This is a genomic window from Pseudoalteromonas pernae (assembly GCF_039831865.1).
Classification (GTDB): domain Bacteria; phylum Pseudomonadota; class Gammaproteobacteria; order Enterobacterales; family Alteromonadaceae; genus Pseudoalteromonas; species Pseudoalteromonas pernae.
The window spans coordinates 445,366-468,377 of the sequence record NZ_JBDODM010000002.1; the positions used below are offsets into that span (position 1 = coordinate 445,366).

Annotated in this window: 24 protein-coding genes; 6 read left to right on the plus strand and 18 right to left on the minus strand. The window is 46.3% G+C overall.

Annotated features, from left to right (window positions below; translation table 11 throughout):
• Positions 1–2 precede the first annotated feature (2 nt).
• From fliR to V1358_RS06295, 16 genes are all read right to left on the minus strand, one after another.
• The gene (fliR, locus tag V1358_RS06220) at positions 3–782 is read right to left on the minus strand and encodes a flagellar biosynthetic protein FliR (RefSeq protein ID WP_347392931.1); all 780 of its coding nucleotides are present in this window, start codon (positions 780–782) and stop codon (positions 3–5) included.
• 2 nt (positions 783–784) lie between these two features.
• Positions 785–1,054 carry a flagellar biosynthesis protein FliQ gene (gene fliQ / locus V1358_RS06225; protein WP_347391073.1) on the minus strand — a complete coding sequence of 90 codons (270 nt, stop codon included), beginning with the start codon at positions 1,052–1,054 and terminating at the stop codon, positions 785–787.
• A gap of 2 nt (positions 1,055–1,056) precedes the next feature.
• A complete protein-coding gene (gene fliP / locus V1358_RS06230) occupies positions 1,057–1,800 on the minus strand; it encodes a flagellar type III secretion system pore protein FliP (RefSeq protein ID WP_347392932.1) in 744 nt (247 codons plus the stop codon).
• 4 nt (positions 1,801–1,804) lie between these two features.
• A complete protein-coding gene (fliO, locus tag V1358_RS06235) occupies positions 1,805–2,206 on the minus strand; it encodes a flagellar biosynthetic protein FliO (protein WP_347392933.1) in 402 nt (133 codons plus the stop codon).
• Positions 2,203–2,610 carry a flagellar motor switch protein FliN gene (gene fliN, locus V1358_RS06240; protein ID WP_347391076.1) on the minus strand — a complete coding sequence of 136 codons (408 nt, stop codon included), beginning with the start codon at positions 2,608–2,610 and terminating at the stop codon, positions 2,203–2,205. Before fliN ends, fliO begins: the two co-directional genes overlap by 4 nt.
• Positions 2,611–2,652: 42 nt before the next feature.
• Positions 2,653–3,747, minus strand: a complete 1,095-nt coding sequence (gene fliM / locus V1358_RS06245; protein ID WP_347391077.1) for a flagellar motor switch protein FliM — start codon at positions 3,745–3,747, stop codon at positions 2,653–2,655.
• 11 nt (positions 3,748–3,758) lie between these two features.
• A complete protein-coding gene (gene fliL, locus V1358_RS06250) occupies positions 3,759–4,289 on the minus strand; it encodes a flagellar basal body-associated protein FliL (RefSeq protein ID WP_347391078.1) in 531 nt (176 codons plus the stop codon).
• Between the two features lie 110 nt (positions 4,290–4,399).
• Positions 4,400–6,496 (minus strand): flagellar hook-length control protein FliK, encoded by a 2,097-nt coding sequence (locus tag V1358_RS06255; RefSeq protein WP_347392934.1) that lies wholly within the window; start codon positions 6,494–6,496, stop codon positions 4,400–4,402.
• A gap of 74 nt (positions 6,497–6,570) precedes the next feature.
• Positions 6,571–7,023 (minus strand): flagellar export protein FliJ, encoded by a 453-nt coding sequence (fliJ, locus tag V1358_RS06260; RefSeq protein WP_347392935.1) that lies wholly within the window; start codon positions 7,021–7,023, stop codon positions 6,571–6,573.
• Positions 7,016–8,353 (minus strand): flagellar protein export ATPase FliI, encoded by a 1,338-nt coding sequence (gene fliI / locus V1358_RS06265; protein ID WP_347392936.1) that lies wholly within the window; start codon positions 8,351–8,353, stop codon positions 7,016–7,018. The genes fliJ and fliI overlap by 8 nt, the downstream gene beginning before the upstream one ends.
• A gap of 3 nt (positions 8,354–8,356) precedes the next feature.
• Positions 8,357–9,214 carry a flagellar assembly protein FliH gene (gene fliH, locus V1358_RS06270; RefSeq protein WP_347392937.1) on the minus strand — a complete coding sequence of 286 codons (858 nt, stop codon included), beginning with the start codon at positions 9,212–9,214 and terminating at the stop codon, positions 8,357–8,359.
• A gap of 3 nt (positions 9,215–9,217) precedes the next feature.
• Complete coding sequence (fliG, locus tag V1358_RS06275) at positions 9,218–10,255, minus strand: flagellar motor switch protein FliG (protein WP_347391083.1); 1,038 nt, start codon at positions 10,253–10,255, stop codon at positions 9,218–9,220.
• Complete coding sequence (gene fliF, locus V1358_RS06280) at positions 10,248–11,960, minus strand: flagellar basal-body MS-ring/collar protein FliF (protein ID WP_347391084.1); 1,713 nt, start codon at positions 11,958–11,960, stop codon at positions 10,248–10,250. The genes fliG and fliF overlap by 8 nt, the downstream gene beginning before the upstream one ends.
• A gap of 19 nt (positions 11,961–11,979) precedes the next feature.
• A complete protein-coding gene (gene fliE / locus V1358_RS06285; RefSeq protein WP_347391085.1) occupies positions 11,980–12,306 on the minus strand; it encodes a flagellar hook-basal body complex protein FliE in 327 nt (108 codons plus the stop codon).
• Positions 12,307–12,485: 179 nt separating this feature from the next.
• Positions 12,486–13,886 carry a sigma-54-dependent transcriptional regulator gene (locus tag V1358_RS06290; RefSeq protein ID WP_347392938.1) on the minus strand — a complete coding sequence of 467 codons (1,401 nt, stop codon included), beginning with the start codon at positions 13,884–13,886 and terminating at the stop codon, positions 12,486–12,488.
• Positions 13,879–14,994 carry a sensor histidine kinase gene (locus V1358_RS06295; protein ID WP_347391087.1) on the minus strand — a complete coding sequence of 372 codons (1,116 nt, stop codon included), beginning with the start codon at positions 14,992–14,994 and terminating at the stop codon, positions 13,879–13,881. The genes V1358_RS06290 and V1358_RS06295 overlap by 8 nt, the downstream gene beginning before the upstream one ends.
• 176 nt (positions 14,995–15,170) lie before the next feature.
• On the opposite strand from V1358_RS06295, the gene V1358_RS06300 reads away from it, so the two are divergent.
• The 4 genes from V1358_RS06300 to V1358_RS06315 all read left to right on the plus strand — a co-directional run bounded on the left by V1358_RS06300 (position 15,171) and on the right by V1358_RS06315 (position 18,155).
• A complete protein-coding gene (locus V1358_RS06300; RefSeq protein ID WP_347391088.1) occupies positions 15,171–15,749 on the plus strand; it encodes a DNA-3-methyladenine glycosylase I in 579 nt (192 codons plus the stop codon).
• A 199-nt stretch (positions 15,750–15,948) separates the two neighbouring features.
• A complete protein-coding gene (locus V1358_RS06305; RefSeq protein WP_347392939.1) occupies positions 15,949–17,037 on the plus strand; it encodes a serine hydrolase domain-containing protein in 1,089 nt (362 codons plus the stop codon).
• A 67-nt stretch (positions 17,038–17,104) separates the two neighbouring features.
• The gene (locus tag V1358_RS06310) at positions 17,105–17,833 is read left to right on the plus strand and encodes a hypothetical protein (protein WP_347392940.1); all 729 of its coding nucleotides are present in this window, start codon (positions 17,105–17,107) and stop codon (positions 17,831–17,833) included.
• Between the two features lie 76 nt (positions 17,834–17,909).
• Positions 17,910–18,155, plus strand: a complete 246-nt coding sequence (locus tag V1358_RS06315) for a Rho-binding antiterminator (RefSeq protein WP_347392941.1) — start codon at positions 17,910–17,912, stop codon at positions 18,153–18,155.
• 58 nt (positions 18,156–18,213) lie between these two features.
• On the opposite strand, the gene V1358_RS06320 is transcribed toward V1358_RS06315, so the two are convergent.
• A complete protein-coding gene (locus V1358_RS06320; protein ID WP_347392942.1) occupies positions 18,214–19,647 on the minus strand; it encodes a sigma-54 interaction domain-containing protein in 1,434 nt (477 codons plus the stop codon).
• Between the two features lie 142 nt (positions 19,648–19,789).
• Entirely contained in the window at positions 19,790–20,581 is a 792-nt protein-coding gene (locus V1358_RS06325) for a flagellin N-terminal helical domain-containing protein (protein WP_347391093.1), read from the minus strand.
• A gap of 267 nt (positions 20,582–20,848) precedes the next feature.
• Here V1358_RS06325 and pseB point away from each other — a divergent pair, with 267 nt between their 5' ends.
• Positions 20,849–21,850, plus strand: coding sequence for a UDP-N-acetylglucosamine 4,6-dehydratase (inverting) (gene pseB, locus V1358_RS06330; RefSeq protein WP_347392943.1), 1,002 nt, complete (start codon positions 20,849–20,851; stop codon positions 21,848–21,850).
• Positions 21,847–22,983 carry a UDP-4-amino-4,6-dideoxy-N-acetyl-beta-L-altrosamine transaminase gene (gene pseC, locus V1358_RS06335; RefSeq protein ID WP_347392944.1) on the plus strand — a complete coding sequence of 379 codons (1,137 nt, stop codon included), beginning with the start codon at positions 21,847–21,849 and terminating at the stop codon, positions 22,981–22,983. The genes pseB and pseC overlap by 4 nt, the downstream gene beginning before the upstream one ends.
• The last annotated feature ends 29 nt before the right edge of the window (positions 22,984–23,012 follow it).

The window sequence follows — 23,012 nt, forward strand, 5'->3', positions numbered from 1 at the left end:
TCCTACGGTGCACAACCGACCATGGAGCACATCAGCTCCACCATGCGTAACCACTGCGCTTCGAACTGCGCCATAAAGTTACTCAAGGTCGCCCAAATAATAGTTAGACCCGCCACTAAGGTAAAGGGGAAGCCTATGGAGAAAATATTAAGTTGTGGAGCCGCTCGAGTCATAACCCCAAACGATAAGTTAATAACCAACATCGCAGTGAGCGGTGCCAATGCCAACACTAAAGCACTGGTAAACATCCATCCACCCCAGGTGACAATATCCCAGTAGTGGTCAACCACCCACCAAGTTCCATCAATCGGCAATGCAATGAAACTGTGCACTATCATTTGAATCATCATCAAATGTCCACCGAGCACAAAGAACAATATCGTGGTTAAGATAAGGTAGAACTGACCCACCGCGGGTACATTTAAACCATTACTCGGGTCAACCACCGACGCAAAACCTAAACCAGTTTGCATTGCCAAGATTTGACCAGCCAAAATAAACGTATTGAGTAACAGCTGTGATGCAAATCCCATGGCAACACCTATGAGTATCTGTTGCAACACAACGAGGATCATTTCGAAAGAAAACAGATTAGTGAATTGCACCGGAGGTAACACCGGAACAGCAACCAGAACAATCACCAAGGCCAATCCAAGCTTAATACGCGAGGGCACATTTCGTGCACCAATCCCCGCCATAACCATCAGCATTGCAAGTACACGGATCAGCGGAAGTAAGTAGTCACTCAGCCACTGAATAATGATGGCAAAGGGGTATTCCATCGCTAACCCGCTATTTCTGGTATAGACATCACTAAGCGATTAAAGAAGTCGATTAACTGCTGAGTAAACCAGTGGCCACCGATGATTAACGCGGTTAGCGTTACCAATAAACGCGGTAAAAAACTCAGTGTTTGTTCGTTGATTGAAGTGGCAGCTTGGAACACGGCCACAATCAAACCGACAATAAGACTCGGAACAATGATTGCCGAAACGAGCTTGATCACAAGGAACAATGCGTCACTGAGAATGTCGACAAATACTCCCGGTTCCATAGTTACGTCCCCAAGCCAAAGCTGCGTGCCAAGGTGCCCATCACCAATGACCAGCCATCAACCAATACGAACAACATGATCTTAAACGGCAGTGACACTATCATCGGCGATAGCATCATCATACCCATCGCCATCAGGACACTGGCAACCACCAAATCGACGATAAGAAATGGAATAAAGAACATAAAACCGATGATAAATGCGGTTTGCAGTTCACTGGTTACAAAGGCTGGGATCACCACTATCAGCGGTGTGTCCGCGGGTGAATCTAGCTTGTCGTATCCCGCGATTTGCGCAAATGTTTCCAAATCTTTGATACGCGTTTGCGACAACATAAAGGCTTTCATCGGCTCTTTCGCCGCCTCTAATGCCTGCATAGACGTCATTTTTTCATCAAGATAAGGCGCTATCGCTTGATCATGAACCTGATTGTAAATCGGCGCCATAATAAAGATACTCAAAAACAGCGACATCCCTAATAACACTTGGTTGGAAGGGGTTTGTTGCAAGCCGATAGCTTGGCGCAGAATTGCCAGCACTACGATGATACGGGTAAAGGAGGTCATCATAATCACAGCTGCTGGAATAAAGCTCAGCGCCGTCATGATGGCTAATACTTGTAAGGTTACGGAGTAATCTTGTGTGCCATCGGCATTGGTAGTCACGGTAATTGCGGGCAATCCTTGCTCTGCAAATGCAGTGGGACTCACAAGCGCGGCAATAAGAAGTATTAGCCAGTATTTCATAGTGTTATGTCTTATTTTTAGTATTGAGTAGTTGGCTGAATTGTTTTGCCAAAGGCGTCATTTCACGCTCTGGCAATGGCTTTTGTAGTTCGTATAAATAATTAATAGCGTTGGGAGTGACGCCAAGCAAGTGTTGCTTATTGTCGATCTCCACCACCAGCAAACGCTCTTTGGTGCCAAGCGCCAAAGAGCGAACAACTTTGAAGTCCTCACTGGTGGTCATGTGCGGGTTAAAACGTTTCACTAAAAATGCTAAAGCGATTATGGTCACTACCACCAAAGCCAATGACAGCAGCATAGAAACCACATTAAGGTTCAATGCATTACCTGCAGCCCCGGAGTCCACATTCGCTCGTGCCCACACAGGAAAAAGCGTTACCAGTGACAAAGCAATAAAACGGATCATCGTAGCTTCTTGATACGCTCAACTTGGCTGATAACATCGGTCAAACGAATACCGAACTTGTCATTGACCACGACCACTTCGCCATGCGCAATCAAGGTGCCATTGACTAACACGTCCAGCGGCTCACCTGCGACTCGGTCAAGCTCAACAACAGAACCTTGGTTTAATTGCAGCAAGTTACGAATATTGATTTTCGAGCGCCCTACTTCCATTGAGATGGTCACTGGAATATCTAAGATAGTATCAAGCTTACGCTTATCCTCAGGTGTTACCTCAGAACTGGCTGACAGCTCATCGAGTTCCGCAACTTGTGCTTCATCGCCTTGGTCACCACCACTTTCGCTTTCTTCTGCTTCGGCGAGGGCTGCTGCCCATTCGTCCATGGTATCTTGATCATCACTCATTACATACAACCTCTGTTGCTACGCCCATTCAATGTGCGCCTTTTACCAATCTAAGTCTACCCCTTCACTCAAGTGAAGGTCTTCTTCTAATTCTGCTAATTCCGCATCTGAGTCTAGCTTTTTGCCGCCTTTGGTAAAGACGTGAAGCTCCGATTTAACTGACTCAGGACGCTTGATTTTCTCACTGATTTGCAGCGCAACCATATCGCGAGACCGACCCATTTTTGCGCGGTAGGTCGGTAAGTCTTCAACAAATACGGTGATGTGTTCTGGCATTTCTACAGGGATGATATCACCCGCTTTGAGTTCCATGACTTGCTCAAGGGATAAATCAACCTCTAACAAGCGTGTCGATAACTCAACTTGTACATCCATGATTTCATCGCGAAGCGCCTTCGACCAACGCAAGTCGGTGTCTTCGGTATCCGATTGCACACCGGCATCAAGCAGCTCACGTATCGGCTCGAGCATTGAATAAGGGAGAGCGATATGGAAATCACCGCCACCGCCATCAAGTTCGATATGGAATGAACTAATTACCACCACTTCGGTGGGGCTCACGATGTTGGCCATCGCTGGGTTTACCTCTGAGTCGAGGTACTCAAACGACACATCCATTACTGGCGCCCATGCTTCTTTGTAATCTTCAAAGATGATTTTCAGTAGCATTTGCACGATACGGCGTTCGGTCGGCGTGAACTCACGGCCTTCAATTTTGGCGTGGTAACGGCCGTCACCACCAAAGAAGTTATCTACAAGGATAAAAACCAGACGCGCTTCCATGGTGATAAGGCCTGTGCCTTTTAGCGGACGAAAACGCACCATGTTCAAACTGGTCGGTACAAACAAGGTGTGGATGTACTCACCAAATTTGATCATTTGCACACCGTTGATAGACACTTCAGCGGTGCGGCGCATCATATTGAAAAGACTAATGCGCATATGACGAGCGAAACGTTCATTAACGATCTCAAGGGTCGGCATGCGACCACGCACAATACGGTCTTGCGACGAGAAGTCGTATTGAAGCGCAGTGTCGCCGCCGCCACCGGCACCGTCAGCTACATCTTCTTCTTCGACCTCATCAACGCCGTGTAAGAGCGCGTCAATTTCGTCTTGAGATAATAAATCACTCACGCTTCACCTCGTTACTGCATTACAAAGCCGGTAAACAACACTCGCTCAACCACTTTTGAGCTTTCAACGCCTTCCAATGCTTCTTGTACTTTCACTACAGCTTCATCACGAAGCGATTCTTTACCTGCCGCTGTGCTGAGTTCATCTGCATTTGTTCCAGCAAACACACTCAGTAACGTACTTTCTATTAGAGGAATGTGCTTTTTCGCAGCTTCCTCGTTGCCTTCGCCGCGTACCAGTAGTTGTACTTTAATTTGTACAACGCGGTCGCGCGCAGCCCCAGGAACGTTGAACACGAATGGTCTTGGCATCGCAACGTATAGGGCGCTGCCAAGTTGTGCACTTGGCCCAGCAGGCAAGGCTTCGCCACTTGCGCCGGCTTCTTGATCTAAGGTAGCAGGTGCAGAATCACCACCGCCTGCAAACATGAAATAACCGCCACCACCAGCAGCGAGTAACACAACAACGGCGATAATTATGATTAGTTTTTTCTTAGAGCCGCCTTCTTCTATTTGCAGGTCAGCTTGATTGTCATCGGCCATCGGGTGCCTCGAATAAACGTAGTTAAATTTATAGTAACCTAATCTTAGGGTAACAAGTTGCTTTATGTCGCACTAATTAGCCCTTTTCCAGATTATGATAGCAATTGTTATTAAGCATAGAAATCAATTCCTTGCTTAGACGAAGCGTTTTTCTGCTGCGCAGCAATCAGCTGTTCGTCTTGCGCTACTTCCTCGTCTTTGGCGTTTTGCTGTTGCCCTGCAAACTGCGACTCATTACCGTCAAATTCTTGCTGTTGCCCTTGTTGTTCAACATTGGTATCCCCCAACGCTAACCCTTGTTGCGCTAGCAGCTCGCGTAACCTCGGCATCGTTTGTTCCAGCGCCTCTTTTGCTTGCTGGTTTTGCACCACAAAATTCACATGCGCTTGCTCGCCTTCGCTGCGTACGCGCACTTGCATGCTGCCAAGTTCAGGAGGATCGAGTCTAATTTCAGCTTGTTGGTTACTTAAATTAAGCAGCATATTCACACGTTGATGCAACTGCTGCGCGGCGTCGCTTTTAGTGATGTTAATAGCCTGCATCAGCGCAGGGTCCAATGGCAGAGATTGCTTTTGAGCGTTTTGTGCGCTTTGAGTGGCCACTTGCGATACGCTTTGTGTGTGTTGCCAATGCACTAGATCCGCTTCGATCGCTGCATTTAATTCAGTGGTTGTGCCCGCGTTTGCACTCGTCTGCACTTGGCCTAATAACATTTGTGCAAACTGCTGTAGTTTTGCACCTAGAGCCTGATTTGATTCGTTTCGTGCACTATCAGCTGCAGGCATCTGTTCTGCTAAGTTTTCAGATAACTGAGTTTGTGGAGTAATAACTTCTTTTAATGCTGCTTCTGCGCGGGCAGCGGATGTTGAGTTTTGTGTCTGCTGAATTACTGAGCTCGCGCTAGGGGTTGCGGATAAAGGAGCTTGCGGTGATGTTGAAACCGTGCCCTCTCCTTTTGACAATATCACTCGTGCTGCTGATAGCTCATCGGCCATAGTCATTTCTTTGACTTCACTAATAGGTGGTGTGCGACTGACTCGCTCAAGAACTTTATCGCCCACTGTAACCTGATTCTTTTGCTCAGCACTGAGCGCATCGAGTGCGACCGCAGAGGCGGCTGTTTGCACAACTTTGCCGCCTTCATGTTGGCCTTTTTGAATCACTAATTCGATATCAAGAGGCGGTAACTTTTGGCTTTGGCTAGTGCTCTGTGCATCGGTTTTTGCTTGATTTGACACGTCATCTGACTCTGTCACTTTAGCGCTGTTTATCGCCGCTGCTAGTTTGTTTGTTTGCGCATTGTCAGGTGCTTTTAGCTGATTTTTATCTTGCGCTTGCGAACTCACCCACTCACCCAATTTGCCTTGCTCTTTGCCAACCACTACAGCAGGAATCAAGTCATCTGCAAGTTCGTCAGGCGTGTCTTGAGGTAGTGCCATGGTCGCGTTGTTTGATTTTACCTGTGCAGCCCCAGCAAGCCATTGTGGCGCAGCTTTCTCTTTGACAGGCATAAGCACATCACTATCATCACCTGCTGTGCTGCCTTGTTGGATAAGCTGCTTGAGATCAACATCAAGCTGTTTCAATAACTCGGGTGAAACGCCTTGCTCTTTACCCATTTGCTGTACCAAGGCGTTAAGCTGCTTAAGTTGCTGTGGTGTTAGCTCAGCTAACATGGCGCGCATTTCCTGCGACACATTCACGTTAACATCATCGCCAGTATTGAGCAGCTGATTCACTTCTTTTGCTATCGGTTTCAACTCTGTCTGGAAATTAACCTGGTTAAACAACTGAGCAAAAAAGTCAGTGTTTTCATCTGTCTGTGAGTTTAGTTCAACAACATCAGCTGCTGAGAGTTGAAGCTCTGACTCATTTTCGATATCTGAGTTACGTGCGTCGATGTCTTTATCAGCAAGCTCGACAGTATGCGGGTCTTCTTGACTATCCGGGGCGGGCATTGGGGAGCCCGAGCTATCTTGCTCTTGTGTATTCTCCACAGCCACAGTTGATACATCATTACGCTCCACTTCACGCGCTTGTGCTTTAGCAGATGCCTTTTCTTCGCTATTGGAATCAGACTGAGCTTGTGTAAACGCATGGGCAAAGCTGGACGCTGTTTCTGGTGTTTGCGATGCACTGGCATCGTTGCGGTTATCAGCTTCTGGAGCGCGGCCGCCAAGCAAAATCGCTGGTTCAATGTATGACATCAGAAAACCCCTTGTAGGTGGCAAAGCACTGCCGCTTCACCACAAAAATATCTATCTGTTATCTTGGCTGCAAATTATGTACCAGTGTTTTGTATCGCGCGGCGGGCAAAGAATTGATTGGTTGCAAACTCGTCCAGCATCTTCTGTTCTGCTTTGGCCAGCAAGGCTTGTTTCTTTTGCTCTTGCTTCTCTATCAGTTTTGCAACTGCTTCTTTGCGAATGCGCTGCGTTTGCCACAAAACTTGACGCTGCTCAGCGACTTTTTTAGCCGTGTCCACCACCTGAGTTTGTTGTTCGATGGCTTGGTCTATCTTACTGATAAACTTCTGATAATGACTAAAACCCGCACTAGATAAACCGCCTTGTGCTTTGCTCATTAGCTGGGTCATATACTCGCCTCTGAACTGACTAAGACCGTCCAGTTTTTGCTGATGCATTCTTTGGTGCTGCTGAGCTGTTAGGAAATCCCCTCTGAGCTTTTCTTCTTTGTCACTTTCAAGTTTCAGTAAAACAGTTAACTTAGCCATGGTTGCCTCCTTGACCAAAGAGTCTTGCCAACGTATTCAAACATTCGTCGTACGGCACTACATCTTTCATGCCTTGGCGCAAGAAGTTATTAATCATCGGCATCATATCAATTGCTTGGTCGAGCATTTGATCTGTGCCTTTTTGATACGCACCTAGGGTGATCATGTCTTTGTTTTCGGAGTACATCGCCATGACTTGCTTGAGCAAGCGTGCTTGTTGCATATGCATCTGAGATACAACTTGTGGCATCACTCGGCTAATCGACTTTTCCACATCAATCGCAGGGTAATGACCACCGTCTGCCAGCTCGCGCGATAGCACAATATGACCATCTAAGATTGCTCGCGCTGCATCTGCAATAGGGTCTTGCAAATCATCCCCTTCGGACAACACAGTAAAAAACGCCGTGATTGCGCCTTGCCCTTCACCACCGTTACCCGCACGTTCAATTAAAGCCGGCAATTTTGCAAAGACCGAAGGCGGATACCCTTTCGTCGCTGGCGGTTCACCCACCGCAAGGGCAATTTCACGCTGCGCCATGGCGTAACGCGTCACCGAATCGAGCAGCAACAGCACATTAAGCCCTTGGTCGCGAAAATACTCGGCGATGGTCACCGCACTTTCACAGCCTTTAAGACGCATCAGAGGCGAGGCATCAGCTGGAGCAGCAACTACGACAGAACGCGCTCGTCCCTCGTCACCTAAAATATCTTCTATAAATTCTTTTACTTCACGGCCGCGCTCACCCACCAGACCAACCACAATCACATCAGCTGCACTGCCACGTGTCATCATACCAAGCAACACAGATTTACCCACGCCACTGCCTGCAAACAAGCCCATGCGTTGACCTTGGCCTACCGTGATCACAGAGTTGATCGCTCGCACCCCCACGTCCATCGGCTGGCTGATAGGTCGTCTGGCAAGTGGATTGATATTGTTTTGCGCAAAGCGCACATGACTTTCGGCACGCACAGGGCCAAGGCCGTCTAATGGTCGTCCTAAACCATCAACAACGCGCCCAAGTAAGCTCATACCCACAGGTAAACCAGGTTGTTTCGCTTGAGGAATAACGCGTGCTCCAGGTAACACCCCCGAAATACGGTCATTGGGCATGAGGTACAAAATGTCGTCGTTGAAGCCCACCACTTCCGCTTCCACCATACCTTGATTGGTTTCCACCAAGCATTGGCTGCCAACAGGGGCGTGCAGCCCTTTTGCTTCCAGAGTAAGACCCACTACGCGAGTCAAACTGCCAGCGACGGCCACTGTGGGTTGGTGAATGTATTTGCGTTTCTCTTGTAAGCGTTCAAGTAAAGGTAAGGACATAACTTACTCCTTACCCTCAACATGCACACCCGCATCTTGTAAAAAGCTGTCAATTACTTGCGTCATGCGCAAGGATAAGCCCATATCGATAGATGAACGTTGCTGTTTGATGTGACAACCACCGCGCTCGAGCGTAGGCTCTGCGAGTAATTGCCAGTGGCGATTGGCAAGCGCTTGCTCATCAAAATGTGCAGACACAAGCTCTAAATCATCAGGGTGCAAATAAATCTGACACTGAGCTTCGTTACTAGGCAAGGCATCGGTGGCCGCTTTTAGGGCGTTTAAGATGATTTCGGGATGTGTTTTTAATTCATGCAAGGTAATGGCCTTGGCCAGTTCACTTGCCAAAAAGAGCACTTCATTTTCTACTTGTTGGTCGAGGTGTTTAACTGGCTCATCGAGCGACTCCAGCATAGATTTGAGCACTGTTAGCTGCTCATCAATCAATGGCTTAGCGTCTTCTAAGCCCTGCTCATTTCCTTGTTTAACACCTTCTTTGAAACCAGCTTCTTTGCCCTCACTGACACCTTTTTCAAAGCCGTCAATATAACCTTGCTCATGACCCTGCTTTAAGCCTTCTTCATAGGCGTCTTGGCGAATTTGCTCAAGTTCTTCCATAGTAAGCTTTGGAAAATCTTGCTCCTGAGGAGCATGCACCTGAGCATCGTCATCTTCTGCAATGTCTTCACTATCTACGTGAGTGCGATACAGTTCTTCCAACGGAGTACCAAACGCAGTAGAACGACCGCGTAATGACTCAGGTTTTGCTGAGACATTAGGAATAGGCCAGTTTTCAAGCAGTTCTTCTGCAGCTTCACTGGCATCAAGCGGTCTTCCACGGTGCAATTTAGGTTCGCTCATGGCTTATAAGAACTCCTCGCCACCACCACTACCAAGCATGATCTCGCCCGAATCAGCAAGACGACGCGCGGTTGATAGAATTTCTTTTTGTGCTGCTTCAACTTCACTAACGCGCACAGGACCCATTGCTTCAAGATCATCACGGAGCATTTCAGCGGCACGTTTAGACATGTTATTAAGGATCTTATCTTTAAGGCCGTCGTCCGCACCTTTAATTGCTTTCATCAGTACATCTTGTTGTACTTCACGCAAAATAGCCTGAATGCCACGATCGTCGACATCCATTAGATTCTCGAATACGAACATTAAGTCTTGGATTTGTTGCGACATTTCTTCGTCGTGCTCGCGGATTGAATCCATTAACTGACCTTCGATGTTGGTATCGAGGTAGTTCATGATATCTGCCGCAGCTTTGAGGCCGCCCATCTTCGCGGCTTGTGCACCCGCTTGACCAGCAAACTGTTTCTCCATGATCTCGTTCAATTCTTGCAATGCCGCTGGCTGTACTTCTTCCAAGTTGGCGATACGCATCGTTAAATCTAAACGCACTTTTTCAGGGAACTGCGCCAAGATTTCAGCACTTTGCTCAGGCTCTAAGTAAGAAAGCACGATTGTTTGAATCTGCGGGTGCTCGTTGCGAATAATATTCGCTACTTGTTTTGAGTCCATCCACTTCAATGAATCTAGGCCTTTAGCGCCAGACCCCATCACAATTTGGTCTATCAAGCTGGCTGCTTTGTCTTCACCCAAGGCCGCGGTAAGGGCTTTCTTAATGAAGTCTTCTGACTGGAAGCCAATCGTACTAAATTGCTGAATTTGTTCGATAAACAAGTTATGTACCGCGCTGATTTTCCCTTGGCTTAAATCATCCAATGATGCCATGGTCATACCCACGCGCTGCACTTGTTTAGGCTCTAAGTGTTTTAAAATCTGCGCAGCATCTTCTTCGGATAAGCTCAGTAGTAAGATGGCTGCTTTTTCAACCCCTTCAAGCTTATCCACATCGAATTTAGTGGTGATCTTTTCTTGTTCTTCAGTCATCTTCGTTCAACCATGCTTTAACTACTTGAGATGATAATTCTGGCTCATTTGCCACCAGTGCGCGAACTGCTTTGAGTAAGTCTTCATCACCATGTAAATCTGGCAGCTGTAGCGTTCCATCTGGTGAGAACCCTACTGACGCTGAATCAAATTCAGTGTTGAGCATATCCAAAGTATGATCCCCGATATCAACGCCTGAAGTAAGCGATTCTTCGTCATACGCTTCTAGCGTGTCATCTGGGTAGATTAGACGTTTAAGCATTGGGCGAACTACAGCGATAATCAAGACGATAATCACCAAAGCACCTAAGCCCAAGCGCACTAACTTATGAAACCAATTTTGCTCCCACAAAGGTAATTCTTCAATAACGCCGGCATCTTCACGGACAAATGGCACGCTGACCACTTCTAACGCATCACCGCGTTGTAAATCAAAACCCACACCACCTTGTAACAAGCGGCGGATATTATTGAGCTGCTGCTCAGTGCGAGGCGCTGGTTGACCATCGGCACCCGCTCCCGGTAAGTAATCTACTGCCACAGACACACTGATACGGCGGATCACACCAGTTTGCTGACGCTTATGCGAGATAGTGGTATCGAGCTCGTAGTTGCGTGTTGCTTCTTTGTGATTGCGAGAAGGCGAAGTCGATTGCGCACTTTGCTCATTCATCGCGTTTTCTGGAATGTTTGAGTTTACCGGAGGCTGGTTAGTCAACGCCCCTGGAATGCCCACAGCTAAGCCACCAATATTATTTTCTTCAAGGGTTGTTTCACTGCGAACAGCTGGTAAATCTGGGTTAAAACGTTTTTGCGTTTCTTCCACTGCGCTGAAGTCCATAACTAAGTCTACTTGTGCGGTATAGTTGCCCAAGCCGACCACCGGGATCATGATGCTGTCGATTTTTTCAATGTATTCTTGCTCGCGCTGACGCTCGATTTCATACTCTTTGCGTGAACGCGCAGACAGTGAGTTTTGCGAACCTGAGTTGAGTAAACGGCCATTTTGATCTGTAACGGTTACACGCTCAGGCGTAAGACCTTGTACCGCAGAAGCTACAATATCAACTACAGAATCAATTTCTTCGCTATTGAGGTTACGGCCGCGCTTAACGGTTAGCACCACAGTGGCAGATGGCTGCTTTTCGATACGTGCAAATACGTTTTCTTTTGGAATCGCAAGTAATACTTTTGCACGTGTGACTTTGTTAAGCTCTTCAATGGTGCGCGCTAATTGCTGCTCACGAGAGTGCTTAAGGCGCTCGCGTTCTAAACGTTGGGAAACCCCAAAGCCCATGTCTTGCATCAGGATGTCGGTGCCTGAGTCTGGGCCTTGGGTTAAACCTTCGCGTGTCATGTTTAGTTTGATATCTTGATACGAATCTTCTGGCACCATGATGACGTTGCCATCAAGCTGATAATCAATTTTCTGTGCATCAAGGAAATCAAGAGTTTGAATCAACTCTTCAGTAGGCATTTTTCCTAGCGGACGCATATCCGGCTGACGTGCCCAAATGATAATGAAGATTGCAATCGCTAAACAGATAGCCAATGCAACAATGAGGGTAACTTGGCGCAGCATATCGACACCGCTTAATGCGCCGAGGACTCCCGATTTTTGTTCTTGATGATCATCACCGCCAGTGTTCATATCAACACCGCCACTGGCTAAGGCGAGATCAGTAGATTGGTTTGCTTGCGCCACGACTCTTCTCCGCTATCCGTTAAACAGGCATGTTCATGATGTCTTTGTAGGCTTCAACCAGCTTGTTTCGCACTTGCACGGTTGCCTCAAACGCCACGGACGATTTCTGTGATGCGATCATTGCTTCTGCCAAAGACACTCGACGGTCACCCATTTCAACGGCCGTCACTTTTGATTTGGCATCTTGCTGCAAGCCATTAACGGTATCAATTGCATTGGTAAGTAGCTCACCAAATTGCGCTGATGACGTAGTCTGTGGCATCACAGGTTTAAGTGGGTTTCTCGCTTGCGCTTCTTGCGCAATCATTTGCATTTCTTGGAACAATGAGTTGGCTTCAACTTTCATTTTGCACATCACTGGATAAATAAATCTTAGAATTAACAAAGCATTAAGCGTGCCAATAAATTTATCTAATAAAAACAGTGTTTTATGCGTTTATTTTTTTGACGGTGATGAGTTTTTAGGCTGGCGTATATTTGACGAAGAACTAAAAAGCCCAACGCTAGTTTGGGCTTTTCAGTGGTTTAAGCTGGCAGTTGAATACCCTGCTCACGCATTTGCGCAATCTTGTAGCGCAAGGTTCGCGGGCTTATACCCAATGCATCTGCAACGTCTTTACGTTTGCCATTGAAGCGCGTGAGCGTATCTAAAATGATTTTGTGCTCTTTGCTTTTGAGCTCGTCTTTAAAGGTCGATTGTTCATCGAGGGAAAATTCACTGGTCTCACAACGATGTTCAACAGTAGGCATAATTGCCTGAACGTCTGGCTCAGGTACGTGAGCGACTGGGCTTGGCGCACTCGCAAGCTCCTCGATGTAGATTGCTTGCTCATCAACCACATCGCCCGACTTTAGAATCAAGGCACGTTGGATCACATTTTCCAGTTCACGCACGTTGCCAGGCCACGCATGCGCCAACAAACGCTGCTTGGCTGCATCGTTCAACCTAGCTATAGGCATTTTCGCCGATTGGCAATGACGCTCAAGCAAATGCTCAGCTAATGGAATAATGTCTCCTGGGCGCTGGCAAAGGGGTAACCACTTTAAGGGGAAAACATTAAGGCGATAGAACAAATCTTCTCGAAATACGCCTTCTTTCACCGCCTCTTTTAAATCACGGTTTGACGTAGCAAGTACACGCACATTCAAGGAGATTGTTTTGCGACTCCCCAAACGCTCTACTTCTCGCTCTTGTAGTACACGCAGCAGTTTGGCTTGCAAGCTCAAATCCATCTCTGTGATTTCATCGAGTAATATGGTGCCATTTTGCGCTTGCTCAAACTTACCGGGGCAAGCATTGATAGCACCAGTAAACGCACCTTTCTCATAACCGAATAGGGTTGATTCCAACATATTTTCTGGAATAGCTGCGCAGTTAATGGCAATAAAGGGTTCATTAGCGCGCGCTGATTGATCATGAATATAGCGCGCAAGCACTTCTTTACCACTTCCACTTGGGCCCATCACCATCACACTGGCTTCACTGTCAGCCACTTTATTGGCCAACTCGATAAGCGCCAAACTTTTGGCGTCCGCCACAATCGGGCCTTTGTGCGCAGGTGTTTCAGCCGGTAAATAGCGGCTCACAAGATTGAGTAACACCTCAGGTGCAAAGGGCTTAGCCATGTAATCAATGGCCCCAAGGCGCATTGCTTCAACCGCATCGTCGATGGTGGCATAGGCCGTCATCATCAACACCGGTAATTCAGGATAATTGAGTTTGATACTTTTCAATAATTCTATGCCATTGATACCCGGCATTTGTACGTCGCTGACAACTAAAGAGACTTCATGCTCTTTGAGCATCATAATCGCATCTTCACCGCTTTTGGCAGCGAGACACTGTACGTTGGCTAATGACAATGTGTCGGTCAACGCCTCGCGTAAACCGGGATCATCCTCGACCACTAAGACATAATTACTCATGTTTGTCCTCCTGTGGGTGAGCATCAAAAACTGGCAAGCTAAGTATGAACTGAGCGCCGCCTTGTGGTGCATCGACAACTCTCACTTGCCCTTTGTGAGAGCTCATTACTGACGCAACCACGGCAAGCCCTAAACCTGTACCTTGTCGTTTGGTGGTAAAGAAGGGCTCAAAAATTTTGTTCTTTAATTCATCGCTGATCCCCGGACCATTATCGCGCAGAATAATATCGACTTTGGTGTCGTCCTCAGGGCAACGAGCTGCGCTCAAGTGAATGTGCGCATCCTGTTCGATGACTTGCAAACTGTTGTGGATTAAATTGTTAATCGCACTAGCAACAGCGGTACGGTTCCCCATCACTTGCACATCTGGTTCGGGTAATTGCACGTGTAGTTGAGCGCCATTCTCACAGAGCATGGCATCTGCCCCGTGTTTAACTTCACTCAGTAATTGCCCCAGGGACATAGGTTCAACCACTTGCTGCTCGCCACTTTTGGCAAACAGCAGCATGTCGTTTACTTGGCTTTCTAAGTCTTTTAAACGCGACATCAGCTTGTCATGAAAGTGGGCGCGTGATTCACTGTTAAGTCGCTCAGACCCAAGGTTTGCACCATAAAGCATGGCAGCAGACAAGGGAGTGCGTACTTGGTGAGCGAGTGTAGCCACCATTTTACCCAGTGCACTTAAACGCTGCATATGAGCAACACGTGCTTGCAGCTGGCGTGTTTCCGTTAAGTCTGTCATTAGAATCAGTTGCCCAGGCTCTGGGGCTAACGCGCGTATCTCTAGCTTAATGCGACGCCCATCGCGTAATGACACTTCATGACCATCATCTTGCTGTGGGCGGAATGAACGCTGGATAATGCTAAACCACTTCTCACCTTCGAGTGGTTCACCAAGCATGTTACTAGCGATCTGATTGGCTTTAGCTATCATCCCCTGACCATCAAGCACCACCACACCCGCGGGCATGGTATCAACAAGATGACTCAACCAACTCGCTTGGAGTCGCAGATCACTGAGCTCGCCCACATAGGCTTCGTGCGCCAATGAGGAGCCAAAATGTCCATGTTGAAATATTTGCGGGGTTAATACACTCGCTAAAGCCATTGTTATTCACTCTTAAACACAGGGTTTGTTTAACAAAAGCACAAAGCGTACCAACTTTTATTTCATTAATTTACATAGGCTTACATGCAGCGCATACAAAAACAAAAAAATGACACTGTATATAAAAACAGTTAACTGCTATGGTAAATCAACAGAACCACTTCAAGGAACAGAACATGTGTGAACGCTGCCATTGGGTCGATTTAACAAAAGCAGATTATGTCGCCTATCACGACGAAGAATGGGGTGTACCCGTCTATGACGATGACACTTTGTTTGAATTTTTAACCTTAGAATCAGCCCAAGCAGGCTTGAGCTGGTATACCATTTTGAAAAAGCGTGACAACTATCGCAAAGCCTTTGCCAACTTTGACGCCCGCAAAGTTGCTGCCTTTGATGATAAAGACATTGAGCGACTACTCGCAGATGAAGGCATTGTGCGCAATAAGCTCAAAATCCTCGCCACTATCAATAATGCTCAGCGCTTTTTGGAAATTCAGCATGAATTTGGCAGTTTCAGTGATTACCAATGGCAGTTTGTAGGCCACAAGCCTCGTGTCAATTCGATTCGTTCAAAAGCAGATTATGTCGCCACCAGCGAACAATCCGACACTTTTGCCAAAGACTTAAAAAAGCGCGGTTTTAAGTTCCTCGGCCCGACTACCGTATATGCACACATGCAAGCCTGCGGCATGGTCAACGATCATCATGACGACTGTTATCGCAAAGAAGAAGTCTTGGCTATGTATAAATAAGCACTTGCAAAGCCACACAACGCGATACGTTTTCCGCACTGCGAAGAGCAGCTCAAAGCAAACCTATACCATACGCCTTGATCTGTTCTTCGCAGCAACTGATTTTATTAGTGGCCTCAAGAACCAAAACGACCATTTCCTTTACATTTCAGTAAGAAAGCATCACGATCCGTTGCTGTAATCGAGTATAGGACGACTTATGCGTATTGAAATGATTTCAAAGTTGCTAGCCTGCTGTTGGCTATTTATCAGCCACCTAACCTGCGCTGGAGCTGTATCAACACAACTACAATCTAATAGCGGCACATACCCACACAAAATGCGCTCTGTAATACAAGAGATCATGAACGCATCCTCAGTGCCATTTAGCGGCAACATCATTGTCTTGGAAGATGGCAATACTGTTTATGAATTAAGCATTGGCGAAAATCTCAATGCACATTCGAGCTTTGTGGTGGCATCGCTGTCGAAACAAGTGACCGCAACCTTGATTTTGCAAGCTGTGGACGCTGGCAAACTAGACTTATCTCAGTCTTTAAACAGCTATCTATTTTCTGGGATTTCTAATGCAGATAACGCTCAGCGCTATGATGAGCGCATCACATTGCATCACTTATTGAGCCATACTTCAGGGGTAGACGCTCTGGGGAAACCCGTACGCTTTACGCCAGGGAGTCAATTTCAATATTCTAATCTAGGGTACTCATTGCTTGGACAAGTTTTAGAAAAGGTGAACAAGCAACCTTTTAGCGAACAAATAAGCCAATTTGCTAAAGACAACACCCTCAATGCGCTCTACGCAAAAACCGGTTCAATCGACACAATTCAACAAGGCCTAACTTCGCTCGCTACCGGGTTGAACGAAGCACAACCACCTTCACCTTCTAACCTTGTTATTGACCAGGCCTTGCTTCCTGCAGGCGGGCTTATAGCGTCGGCGAGAGCTTTTGCCCGATTTCAAGAGCTACTCCACTCAGGTGCATTGCTAGACCCAAAGAGTTATGCACTCATGACACGTGCGCACACACAAATGCGATTTTTCTGGCCGAATATGCATTACGGCTATGGCCTTCGTATTAATCTCGACGATGGCCTCACTGAGTTAAGCCACACTGGCTATGTAGAAGGTTACATGTCGATGTCGTTGCACTATCCAGAGTTTAACGTGAGTGTTGTGATGCTAGAAAACCTCGCCCTGAGTCTTGATAACATAGAACGAGTGCTTGAGTTACATACTCAAATTCGCGATGCTGTGCGCAAGCAATTACTTTCAACGCAAAACTTATAGTGCAACCAGCCACTTTTTATAAAGTCACGAGCTTTTAATGCTCCATCGAAACAAACAAGGAAGTTTTATGAAAGCACCAAACATAATCATTGGTATTCTTGCCACCACAACACTGGGAGGTGGTTGGGCAGCACTTAGTTCCATAGAAGCCAACGACAAAAATAAAGTTGAATATATCGCGATTAGCGAGGAAAACTCTCGGCTAGACGAAGAGTTACAAGCGATCAAGGCTGAATTATTGGCCAGTCAACAAGAGTCAAAAAGCCAGAAAGCATTAATTGCTTCGCTAAATACTGAAATATCAGCGCTTAAATCTCTATCAACGTCGTCTGTAGATACAACATCTCCCCTCCTAAAACGAACTCCTAAAGAGACGCAAGTAGCAGATGTTGAAAAAGTCACTGAACTATCAGATACAGATGCTCTTTTAGCGCTTGCGAAAAAGATAAAAAAGGGAGAAAGCATCGCTGACATAGAGGAAAATTTTCGAACAAGGTTCAATAAGGAAGCAATCGATGATTACTGGGCTTACGATTACGAAAACAATATTCGCGATATGATTGCCGCTGATGCGAATAACCGATTTGAAATACAAGAACTACAATGCAAAACCAATGCATGTGAATTAAAAATCACTGCGACTCAAAGTAATGCGATGCTATTGGGGACACAATTCTCTAAAACTATTGGCGAGATGCCGTGGAGAGACGAATCCGCAACAGTGATCTTTAACCACGACGTAAAAGATGAGGTCATGAGTATTCTCGTGGGTCGGGATAAACACAGTTTTAAATAACGTAACGATGAAACAAGAAAGAAGCTGCAAATTGAGACTAAACTAACGCTAATATCATCTTAATAGGACATCGCTTTTGATCGGTTGCAGTCAGTATGACTACATAGAAATAGTGTGCATGTTTAACTACCCGATTGAACTAACATTAAAATCGGGATGCACCACCAAAGGCATAGCGCTCGATACAGCCAAGAACACTGAGCACGAAGAGTGTATCAAAGTTCTGGTTGAGGAATGTGAGCAACTGGTGGTGTTGGACGACATATCACAACTTAAAGTCCTTGTTGAGAACCCGCATTTTAGCCATGTTTCATTTGACTAAATCCAAGTTCTAAGTACAAAAAAGGCCGCAATGTGCGGCCTTTTACAAACGAAAACAATCAATCCCGATTAAGGTCGTACTTCTTCATTTTTTCCACCAATGTGGTTCTGCGAACACCTAAGATCTCCGCGGCCCGAGCTACCACGTAATCATGGCGTTCCAAGGCTTGAGTAATAAGACTGATTTCTAGTTCGCCAAGGTAATCTTTAAGCACGATACCTTCATCCGGTAACATGCCCATATCGGTGCTGCGACTGTGCTCATTGATACTTGGATCGTCCTCTTCTTCGACGAAACCAGCACCGAATATATCGTTCAACGCTTGGCGCTCGAGCAGCTCTTCTGGGTATTCTGGTACAAATGCTTCGACATCCACGTGCTGATACTTACTTGGCAAGTCGGGCACATCTACCACCTGATCAGGGAACATAATCACCATGCGCTCTACTAGGTTCCCAAGCTCACGGATATTGCCGGGCCAAGTATGGGCTTGTAAGCTTTCCACGGCTCTATCCGTGAATTTTACGCCCTGACCACTTTGTTGTTGTACGCGCTTGGTGAGTTCTTTGAGCAATAAGCCGATGTCCTGCGCTCGTTCACGCAGCGCTGGGTTTTCGATTGGGAAAACGTTGAGGCGATAATATAAATCTTCACGGAAATCGCCCGCTTCAATCATTTCCTCTAAGTTACGGTGTGTTGCCGCGATAACACGCACATCCGCTTGAATCGGTTTAGTACCACCGACGCGTTCATAGCTGCGCTCCTGCAATACTCGCAGTAGTTTAACCTGCATCTGTAATGGCATGTCACCAATTTCATCAAGGAAGAGTGTGCCTCCTTGGGCGAGTTCAAAGCGACCTTTTCGCGCGGAAATAGCGCCAGTAAACGCACCTTTCTCGTGACCAAACAACTCACTTTCAAGTAACTCACCTGGTATAGCACCACAGTTCACGGGCACAAAGGGCCCTTTGTTGCGTCCAGACAACAGATGTACATTGCGGGCGACCACTTCTTTACCAGTACCCGATTCACCTAGGATCAATACATTAGCGTCTGTTTTCGCCACTTGCGAAATAAGAAAACGTACATGATTCACCGCTTCTGTGTCTCCCACCAAACCATTAAAGGCTTTGGGGTTCTTTGCTGCGCCCGCACAGGGTTTCATGCGCAAATATTGCTGGCAATCATGCAAAAGTTGAGTAGTGATATCTTGGTTAAATGGCTCACTGATAAGACCAATCACATTGGCAATATCAAGCAGTGGTTTGAGCGTTTCACCGATAAGTAAAAAAGGTAATTCCGGATGTGCTTTGATTAGCTGCTGGTGCTCACCTTGGTTCAATGCACCAAGCACCACAATAGCTTCTTGGGCGGTTTTGGCTGCTTGTGCTAGCTCTGTGTGAGGAATGACTTTATTTGCCTCACCAACAAAGGTTAACGCGTAACTTAAGCCTTGGGCTCTATTATTATTATCATCAAGAATCAGGATCATCCCGGCGCCATTAAACTAAGCGATTGTAATAACAATAGATTGTATTGCAGTGGGGGGAGGATTCAAGGAAAAGTGGCACTTTTTTGACGTACATGCCAAAAATCAGTCACTTTTCCTAGGATTTGTTGATTTAAATTAAACTCTAGTTGGAGATCAAGCCCAAAATCGAGGCAGCATTTTGGTTGGCTTGACCACGCAAAGCTATCGATGCTTGGCTCAAAATATCGTTGGCAGTGCGCTCACTGACGATGCGCGCGTAATCTGCATCCTCAATCCGGCTTTGGCTAGCGGCGATATTCTCATTTTGCTGCGACAAGTTACGAATGTTACTTGAAAGCGCGTTTTCAAACGCACCCAGTTGCGAACGTTGTTCATTAACCAATTGTGCCGCATCATCTGATATTTGCAAGGCTGACTCAACACCCGCTTGGGTTGATATATCAATCGAATTAATGGCACTAAGAAAGTCGCTATTAGGCGCTTTCAGGGTGTTCGTTTGGTTGGCATCAGCGCCAATTTGAAACGCCACATTTTGCCCATCAAATAAAGGCTTTCCTGCGAAGTTTGCTTGCTCGAGTGTGGATGATATCTCTTCTTGCAATTGTGACACCTCTTCTTGCAAGGCTTGGCGGTCACTGTCATTGAGTGCTCCATTCCCAGCTTGAATAGATAGTTCGCGAATACGCGATACAGCATCGTTCACATTGCCCAAGGCCGATTCACTCACTTGCGCATAAGAAATGCCGTCATAGGCATTGCGACTGGCTTGAGTAAAGCCATTTTGCTGCGCAGTCAGGCGCTCAATAATCTGCAAGGCAGCAGCATCATCAGCCGCAGAATTAACGCGCTTACCAGATGCCAGCTGTTGGTCATTTTTGTTCAGTTGATTGAGTGCTTGCGTATTCAACGCGCTCGAAGGCTGACCTATTTTCATTTCACTCTCCGCCTAGTGCTCACGAATTGTACAATTATAGCTTATAGAACACAGTTAGTGCATGCCGTATATGTCTCTGCGTGGCAGAGATACTACTGCACTGTAAAAAACAACTCCTAGTCAGTAACTTATTTCCTTGAACTTTATTGGCATAGTTAGTGCTTAGTAAGCTAAAGTAATATGAAAATCGCCAAATAAACGTTATTAATTAAGTGCTTTGACTTTCAACAACACTTATTAAAAACTCATCCAAAGCAGGTTTTGGTTATGTTCGACAACAAGTCCATTTTGATCACTGGGGGCACAGGCTCCTTTGGTAAAAAATACGTAGGCACGCTACTTGCGCGCTACAAACCAAAGAAAATCATCATCTATTCTCGAGATGAGTTAAAACAATTTGAGATGCAACAAGACTATAACGAGCCTTGTATGCGCTACTTCATTGGTGATGTACGAGACAAAGAACGTTTACGCAAAGCAATGCGTGGTGTTGATTACGTCATTCATGCCGCTGCACTTAAACAAGTGCCTGCAGCTGAATATAACCCAATGGAGTGTATCAAAACCAATATCAATGGAGCCGAAAACGTCATTGATGCTGCTTTGGACAACGACGTTGAAAAGGTTATCGCGTTATCAACCGATAAAGCAGCGAGCCCAATAAACCTATACGGTGCCACAAAATTGGCATCCGACAAATTGTTTGTTGCAGCAAATAATATTTCTGGTGGTCATAAAACTACTTTTGCTGTCGTGCGCTACGGAAACGTAGTATGTTCGCGTGGTTCAGTTGTGCCTGTGTTCCAAAAATTTATTGATGAGGGGCGCGACCACATCCCGATTACTCACCCTGATATGACCCGCTTTTGGATCAGCTTACAAGAAGGCGTCGATTTCGTATTAAAGAATTTTGCACGTATGCAAGGGGGCGAAATCTTCGTGCCCAAGATCCCGTCCATCAAAATCACTGATTTAGCTGCTGCCATGGCGCCTAATTTAGAGCAAAAAATCATAGGTATTCGCCCAGGTGAAAAGGTCCATGAGGTGATGTGCCCAGCGGAGCTTAGCTACGACACTTACGAGTATGATGACCACTTCGTAATTGCTCCTGGCATTAAATTCCATAGCCGAAACAATGATTTTACTGTTAATGCTCTTGGTGAACATGGAAAACCAGTTGAACCGGGATATGAATACAACTCACTTAATAACGACCACTTCTTAACTCAAGAAGAAATCATCGCCTTTAATACCAAGGCGATGCTATGAAGTCATATGGACGTCAAACTATCAGCGCGGAGGATGAGCGCGCGATAATTGAATGCTTACGTTCAGACTTTTTGACTCAGGGACCAAAAGTCAAAGAACTAGAAAGTAACGTTGCCGCATTCTGTGGTGCTGATTATGCGGTTGCAGTGAACAGTGCTACCTCAGCACTGCACATTGCATGTCTGGCATTAGGTTTAAAAAGTGGCGACACCGTTTGGACGTCCGCCAACACATTCGTAGCGTCTGCTAACTGTGCACGCATGTGTGGTGCTGATGTTGATTTTGTCGATATTGACCCAGATACCGGCAACATGTGTGTCGAAGCGTTAGCGCATAAACTCGCTGATGCAAAAGCCTCTAGTACACTGCCAAAAGTTATTATTCCTGTGCATTTTTCTGGGCAATCGTGTGACATGAAACGTATTGCCGAATTGGTTGCGCCGTTTGGTATAAAAATTATCGAGGATGCATCGCATGCACTTGGCGGCCAGTATCAAGGTAAGCCAGTAGGTTATTGTGAGTACTCTGATATCAGTGTATTTAGCTTTCACCCAGTGAAAATGATCACCACAGCAGAAGGTGGCATGGCACTGACGCAAAATAAACAACTCGCTGACACTATGCGTTTATACAGTTCCCATGGTATTCGCAAAGTCGAGAATGACCCTAGTATGCCACCTTGGTACTATGAACAGCATTTGCTTGGTTTTAACTATCGCATGTCGGACTTAAACGCAGCGTTAGGTGTCAGCCAGCTCAAAAACCTAAGCGCTTGGGTCACCAAAAGAAACGAGCTTGCTCGTTATTATGACGCGTGTTTTGCTGGCACTGACGTGCAGCCTTTGGTGCAAAAAGTCGATGGCGTCAGTAGTTACCACCTATATGTTATTAAGGTGGATCCCAGCAAGCGCTTAACGGTGTTTATTAAACTGAGGGAGCTTGGTGTTGGCGTGCAGGTTCACTATATTCCTGTTTACCAACAACCATACTATCAAGCGTTAGGGTTTAAGCCGCTTCCAAATACACAAAGCTATTACTCGCAGTGCATCTCTTTACCACTGTACCCCACTCTTTCTATTGAAGAACAAGATAGTGTTGTGCACTTGGTGCGCCAGGCGCTCGAACAAAGTTAGGCGTAACGAGTCAACGTCAAAGCGATGTG

What these genes read in the sequence shown, in the direction of transcription:
- fliR (WP_347392931.1), bottom strand. Translation starts at nt 782, where the DNA reads ATGGAATACCCCTTTGCCATCATTATTCAGTGGCTGAGTGACTACTTA.
- fliQ (WP_347391073.1), bottom strand. Translation starts at nt 1,054, where the DNA reads ATGGAACCGGGAGTATTTGTCGACATTCTCAGTGACGCATTGTTCCTT.
- fliP (WP_347392932.1), bottom strand. Translation starts at nt 1,800, where the DNA reads ATGAAATACTGGCTAATACTTCTTATTGCCGCGCTTGTGAGTCCCACT.
- fliO (WP_347392933.1), bottom strand. Translation starts at nt 2,206, where the DNA reads ATGATCCGTTTTATTGCTTTGTCACTGGTAACGCTTTTTCCTGTGTGG.
- fliN (WP_347391076.1), bottom strand. Translation starts at nt 2,610, where the DNA reads ATGAGTGATGATCAAGATACCATGGACGAATGGGCAGCAGCCCTCGCC.
- fliL (WP_347391078.1), bottom strand. Translation starts at nt 4,289, where the DNA reads ATGGCCGATGACAATCAAGCTGACCTGCAAATAGAAGAAGGCGGCTCT.
- V1358_RS06255 (WP_347392934.1), bottom strand. Translation starts at nt 6,496, where the DNA reads ATGTCATACATTGAACCAGCGATTTTGCTTGGCGGCCGCGCTCCAGAA.
- fliJ (WP_347392935.1), bottom strand. Translation starts at nt 7,023, where the DNA reads ATGGCTAAGTTAACTGTTTTACTGAAACTTGAAAGTGACAAAGAAGAA.
- fliI (WP_347392936.1), bottom strand. Translation starts at nt 8,353, where the DNA reads ATGTCCTTACCTTTACTTGAACGCTTACAAGAGAAACGCAAATACATT.
- fliH (WP_347392937.1), bottom strand. Translation starts at nt 9,214, where the DNA reads ATGAGCGAACCTAAATTGCACCGTGGAAGACCGCTTGATGCCAGTGAA.
- fliG (WP_347391083.1), bottom strand. Translation starts at nt 10,255, where the DNA reads ATGACTGAAGAACAAGAAAAGATCACCACTAAATTCGATGTGGATAAG.
- fliE (WP_347391085.1), bottom strand. Translation starts at nt 12,306, where the DNA reads ATGAAAGTTGAAGCCAACTCATTGTTCCAAGAAATGCAAATGATTGCG.
- V1358_RS06290 (WP_347392938.1), bottom strand. Translation starts at nt 13,886, where the DNA reads ATGAGTAATTATGTCTTAGTGGTCGAGGATGATCCCGGTTTACGCGAG.
- V1358_RS06295 (WP_347391087.1), bottom strand. Translation starts at nt 14,994, where the DNA reads ATGGCTTTAGCGAGTGTATTAACCCCGCAAATATTTCAACATGGACAT.
- V1358_RS06300 (WP_347391088.1), top strand. Translation starts at nt 15,171, where the DNA reads ATGTGTGAACGCTGCCATTGGGTCGATTTAACAAAAGCAGATTATGTC.
- V1358_RS06305 (WP_347392939.1), top strand. Translation starts at nt 15,949, where the DNA reads ATGCGTATTGAAATGATTTCAAAGTTGCTAGCCTGCTGTTGGCTATTT.
- V1358_RS06310 (WP_347392940.1), top strand. Translation starts at nt 17,105, where the DNA reads ATGAAAGCACCAAACATAATCATTGGTATTCTTGCCACCACAACACTG.
- V1358_RS06320 (WP_347392942.1), bottom strand. Translation starts at nt 19,647, where the DNA reads ATGATCCTGATTCTTGATGATAATAATAATAGAGCCCAAGGCTTAAGT.
- V1358_RS06325 (WP_347391093.1), bottom strand. Translation starts at nt 20,581, where the DNA reads ATGAAAATAGGTCAGCCTTCGAGCGCGTTGAATACGCAAGCACTCAAT.
- pseB (WP_347392943.1), top strand. Translation starts at nt 20,849, where the DNA reads ATGTTCGACAACAAGTCCATTTTGATCACTGGGGGCACAGGCTCCTTT.
- pseC (WP_347392944.1), top strand. Translation starts at nt 21,847, where the DNA reads ATGAAGTCATATGGACGTCAAACTATCAGCGCGGAGGATGAGCGCGCG.